Raw genomic sequence first — 4604 nt, 5'->3', positions numbered from 1 at the left:
GAGGCGCTTGTGAAAAAATATATTCCGATCTCAGTATTTGCAGCAATCCTATTGACGTGCACAAATATTTCACAGGCCTCAATGCGCTGTGGAAATAACTTGATTAATGAGGGTGCCAGTAAATTTGAGGTGATCCAGAAGTGCGGGGAGCCAAGCAATAGGGAAGTCATTGATCCTGTAATCGGCAGCAACAACAAGACTCCGAATAAGTCCGTAAGCGTTGAAAACTGGGTGTATGGCCCCAGCAATGGAGTGTACCGCTATCTGAAATTCATTGACGGTGTTTTAGTGAAGATTGAGAGTCGTCGCCAGTGAGGGCGCACGGGGGCGCTGTATTTTCATCGGTCTGATAGAGAAAACGACAAAACCGTAGCTCACTCACCGACCGTAATCATTTGCGCGCGACTTCAGCTTTGTCTTTCCCGCCCGTAGCGTACGATTTTTTTCGAATTCTGCGGGCTCACCAATCTATTGATTCACCGTTTGGGACGCCCTGCTTTAGGTCGTTTCCCACCCCATTTTGCAAGAGTCTCTTGCCTACTCTGAAGCCACCCCTCAGCCCGTATGAGCATTGGCCAGATCAGTAATGGATGCTTATCCAGATGCTGATTGATCCGTCGATAAAATTGATTGGCCTTGGGCGGCAGCCCATCAGGACAGTGCAATAGATCAAGCAGCATGCTTACTGCATTCGAATCGTTGAGTACCTGCTGTCGCTCACCGAGTAATTGCCACAGCAGCGGTCGACGCTCAGCCAGCCAGGCTTCAATGCCTTGTTCGGGGAACAGCACCGCGGGAGTGAAGAGCCCTTCGTGGAACTCCGTTACTTCCTTGGTCAGAATGCGATTTACCGCCTTATCGAATCGCTCCCTTTGGCGAACACCTGACTTGTAGCGCGACGCCGCCGCTTGCGTTCCAACCTCATCCTGAAGCGGAACATTGGGTGAGTGGTGTGCGCAGAGTTTTCTTCCAGGCAATGGCTGCCGCCAACACAAGGTGCAAAAGCTGAACGGATCAAGCCGCTGACCATCTTCCAAGCGTAAATGACTCGGCATGGGAATCTTCAGTTGAGCGCATATGCTGAGGAAGTAGGTGACCTCGATAACAGTCGGGAACGTGTACTCCCTTGGTGGCCAGGTCGTGAAGTGATGAACAAGCTCCACTGCCTTCATTACTTCAAACAGATGCGGATTGTTGCTCTTGCCAACACAGGAGCCTAGATCGGCATAAATTCCCCAGATGCCATTCCAGGTCGCTATGCGCTGCCCATAAAGCACATGGCAATGCTCAGGCGGGATCAGGGGCTGTAGATACTGCCTGAGCAGTCGCAGCGCGATTGCCGGCGTAACAGCTATGTCAGCGGCGTGCAGCCTGATTGCCCAGAGGGCAACCGCCACATCCTCGTATACGAAAGAGTCGAAAAATTCATCGTCCAGGTAGAGCGGCAAAATCAAGTGTCCATTCTGGCTAGTAGTTGGGTATCCACCAACTGCCTAGCATGCGCTATCGGGATATTGCAGTGCAGGCAAGGGGATGACGGTGGAGACGATGACACTCATGGAGGTGAGCCAGATTCTCAGAATTTCTGAGCATACGGCGCGCAACCGATTGAGCATGGGCTTGCCGATGCCGCCTTCGTTCCGCGTCGGTCGCCGCCGCTTGTTTCTCAAGCAGGAGGTCGAACGATGGCTGGCCGCGCAGGCAGGAGTATCTGGCAGCCAAGACCACTAAGACTCAGAAACGCGACAGGACATCACGCTATCGATTAAGTCATTCGAGCAACAAAAAACTGTGGACGCAAAAAAGGCCCGGAGCAGCAACTCCGAGCCTTTTTCTAGATGACATGAGCACCTTCAACGCTTGTGAATTCTCAGCGTCCTTCTATCGGCTGTCAAGGCCGAGGGGCAGGTACTGCCTGCCGTTCAACGCCCTCCATGGGGGCACGAAGGAGAATGGATGAGAGTCAGGATTGAACCGCGCCTGCTGCGCGAAGCCGTGCGCCTGCACTATGGCACACGTTTATCGACGCGCGAAATCGCTCATAGCACTGGGCTTTCGCGCAACAGCCTCAAGCGCTTGCGCCGCCACTTGGAAAGTGTCGTCCTCGATGTGGATCTACTTCCAGAATGGAGCGACGAGCAGCTTTATGAACGCTTGGGCATAAAGCCGTTCAACGGCTTTCGTCTGAAAGCCTGCCCCGACTGGAACTGGGTGCATGCGGAAATGCGTAACCCCAGCGTCACCTTGGAACTGCTCTGGCGTGAATGGCGAGCCACTGAGCCAGACGGCATCGCCTATTCGCAGTTCACAGCCAGTTATCGCCGCTTCCTGCAACAGCAGCCATTGGCAATGCGTCAGTTGCATCAGCCCGGCGACAAGCTCTTTTTGGACTTCTCCGGCAAGACCATGCCGATCTATCTGGACGGTCAATCGGAGCCTAGGCTGGCGCAGATATTCGTCGGCGTGCTGGGCTACTCCAGCTACACCTTCGCCTGTGCCGTGTGGAGCCAGCGCATTGAAGACTGGATGCACTGCCATGTGCAGGCCTTCAATTTCTTCGCGGGAGTGCCACGCCTACTGGTTCCTGACAACCTCAAGGCGGCGGTGATCAAGCATGGCAAGGATGAAGTCCAGCTCAACCTGAACTACCAGCAACTGGCTCAGCATTACCAAGCTGTGATTCTGCCGGCTCGTCCACGTAAACCCAAAGACAAGGGCAAGGTGGAGGCCGGCGTGAAACTGGTTCAGCGCTGGCTGCTGGCAGCCCTGCGTCACCGTCGTTTCTTCAGCTTGGCAGAACTCAATCAGGCCATCTTGGAATTGCTACCTGCATTCAACCAGCGCCCGTTCAAACGCCAGCCTGGCAGTAGTCGGCACAGCCTGTTCGTCGAAGTGGAGCAGCCTGCGCTCCAGCCGCTGCCGATCCACGCCTATGAACATGCCGACTGGCGCTTCAAGGTTCGGGTGCGCAGTGACTACCTGGTGGAGTATGACAACCACCATTATTCCGTACCGAGCCGTTTAGTACAGCAGCAAGTAGATGTGCGCGCTACGGGCGAGGTCGTGGAAGTCTTCCACAACCATCTGCGCGTCAGCAGTCATGCTCGGCAGTATGTCTCTGGAATCAGCATGCAGCCGGAGCACAGGCCGCCGAACCACCAGTATTACGCCGACAGTGAACCCGCTGCATTGCTCGCTTGGGGCGAGCGGGTCGGGCCTGCACTGTTGCGTCACCTGCACTATCACCTGACCGAACGTACCGATGTGGCCAACGGACACAAGGCAGCCAGCGCCTTGCGGAAAGAGGCTCGCTTGCATGGCGATACCCGACTGGAAGAGGCCTGCGCCTATGCGCTGACCATCAAGACCTTCGCCTTGAAAAGCCTGCAATCCATCTTGCGCGAGCAACCCGACAAACGCCCTGGCCTGAAAGCTTTACCCAGTTCGACACCAGCTCACGAAAACCTACGTGGTGCCCATTACTTTGCCGATGAAAAGGATCGCTCGACGTGCTGAATCAACAGACCCAAAGCAAGCTCCAGCAACTGCAACTGTCCGGCATGGCCAAGGCCTACCGCGACCAGCTTGAACAGCCGCGCATGCAAGAACTGCCCTTCGATGATCGCTTGGGCCTGATGGTGGATCGGGAACTCAGCGAGCGCGAGAACCGCAAACTGTCACGACTGCTGAAGCAGGCGAAGCTGCGTTATGCCGCGCACCTAGAGGATGTGGATTACCGCAGTAGTCGCGGCCTGGATAAACAGGTGATCGCTGGCCTGGCGGGATGTTCCTGGATCGGTCAGCAACAGAATTTGCTGTTGACCGGAGCCACTGGCACAGGCAAGAGCTGGCTCGCCTGCGCATTTGGTAGCCAGGCCTGCCGGCAGGGCTACTCGGTGGTCTATAAAAGCGCCTCGAAACTCTATGAAGAGCTGCAAATCGCCATTGGCGACGGCTCCCTGCCCAAGTACCGAACAGCCCTGAGTAAAGTCCACCTGCTTATTCTCGACGACTTCGGTTTGGCCCCGGTAGAGCCCACGGTGGGGTACACCTTGCTGGATATAGTCGATCAGCGCATGCAGACCGGTTCGCTGATCATCACCAGTCAATTCCCTACTGAACACTGGCATAGCATGTTCAGCGATGCCACGCTGGCCGAAGCCATCCTGGATCGCATCGTCCACCGCTCACACCGTATCGGGCTTAAGGGCGAGTCCTTGCGCAAGCAAGCTGCCAAGGCCCAGTAATCAAGACCGGAGGGGGCAATGCCCCCTTCATCATTTTCGCGTCCGCGAAAATGATCTAATCAGTGCGGTTGCATCTCAATGTGGCGCAAGCAGGCAAGCAGTAATGTTTCGTCGGCATCCCGGAAATCTCCCTTTAACCAGGCTTCCAGACAAAATACCTCGATGCCCATCACTATCGCCGCCTGGGCCAGCCTTAATGACTTGGCAGAAATTGCATCGCTGATACGCACGACGAGCTTGGCTTTGCGCTGCATTGAATCAGCGTCGGTGCAACCAAGGTCGGCATAGACGTTTGGGCTGCCTTCTTCAATCAATTGCGACAACCTACAATGGAAGAATAGAGCAGGCAGTTTAACG

6 protein-coding genes are annotated in these 4604 nt (G+C 55.4%); 4 read left to right on the top strand and 2 right to left on the bottom strand.

Annotated elements, in window-relative coordinates:
* On the top strand, positions 1 to 315 hold a 315-nt coding region (locus AAEZ08_RS22575), incomplete at its 5' end, for a DUF2845 domain-containing protein (RefSeq protein ID WP_500125146.1).
* A 161-nt stretch (positions 316 to 476) separates the two neighbouring features.
* On the opposite strand, the gene AAEZ08_RS22570 is transcribed toward AAEZ08_RS22575, so the two are convergent.
* Positions 477 to 1454, bottom strand: coding sequence for a hypothetical protein (locus tag AAEZ08_RS22570; protein ID WP_372364331.1), 978 nt, complete (start codon positions 1452 to 1454; stop codon positions 477 to 479).
* Positions 1455 to 1548: 94 nt separating this feature from the next.
* Between AAEZ08_RS22570 and AAEZ08_RS22565 the strand changes: the two genes are divergently transcribed.
* From AAEZ08_RS22565 to istB, 3 genes are all read left to right on the top strand, one after another.
* Positions 1549 to 1731, top strand: a complete 183-nt coding sequence (locus AAEZ08_RS22565; RefSeq protein ID WP_500125145.1) for a helix-turn-helix domain-containing protein — start codon at positions 1549 to 1551, stop codon at positions 1729 to 1731.
* Positions 1732 to 1956: 225 nt separating this feature from the next.
* A complete protein-coding gene (istA, locus tag AAEZ08_RS22560; protein WP_372364329.1) occupies positions 1957 to 3516 on the top strand; it encodes an IS21 family transposase in 1560 nt (519 codons plus the stop codon).
* Positions 3510 to 4247 (top strand): IS21-like element helper ATPase IstB, encoded by a 738-nt coding sequence (gene istB / locus AAEZ08_RS22555; protein ID WP_372364328.1) that lies wholly within the window; start codon positions 3510 to 3512, stop codon positions 4245 to 4247. Before istA ends, istB begins: the two co-directional genes overlap by 7 nt.
* A 59-nt stretch (positions 4248 to 4306) precedes the next feature.
* On the opposite strand, the gene AAEZ08_RS22550 is transcribed toward istB, so the two are convergent.
* Positions 4307 to 4604, bottom strand: a 298-nt coding sequence (locus tag AAEZ08_RS22550; RefSeq protein WP_500125144.1) for an XRE family transcriptional regulator, incomplete at its 5' end; no start/stop codon positions are given.

Origin of the sequence: Pseudomonas sp. E45-MNA-CIBAN-0222 (genome assembly GCF_040310405.1) — a bacterium.
Taxonomy (GTDB): Bacteria; Pseudomonadota; Gammaproteobacteria; order Pseudomonadales; family Pseudomonadaceae; genus Stutzerimonas; species Stutzerimonas stutzeri_AC.
The sequence above is the reverse complement of the archived record's forward strand: the minus strand, read 5'-3'. Positions and strand labels throughout refer to the sequence as shown.

What these genes read in the sequence shown, in the direction of transcription:
- AAEZ08_RS22565 (WP_500125145.1), top strand. Translation starts at nt 1,549, where the DNA reads ATGACACTCATGGAGGTGAGCCAGATTCTCAGAATTTCTGAGCATACG.
- istA (WP_372364329.1), top strand. Translation starts at nt 1,957, where the DNA reads ATGAGAGTCAGGATTGAACCGCGCCTGCTGCGCGAAGCCGTGCGCCTG.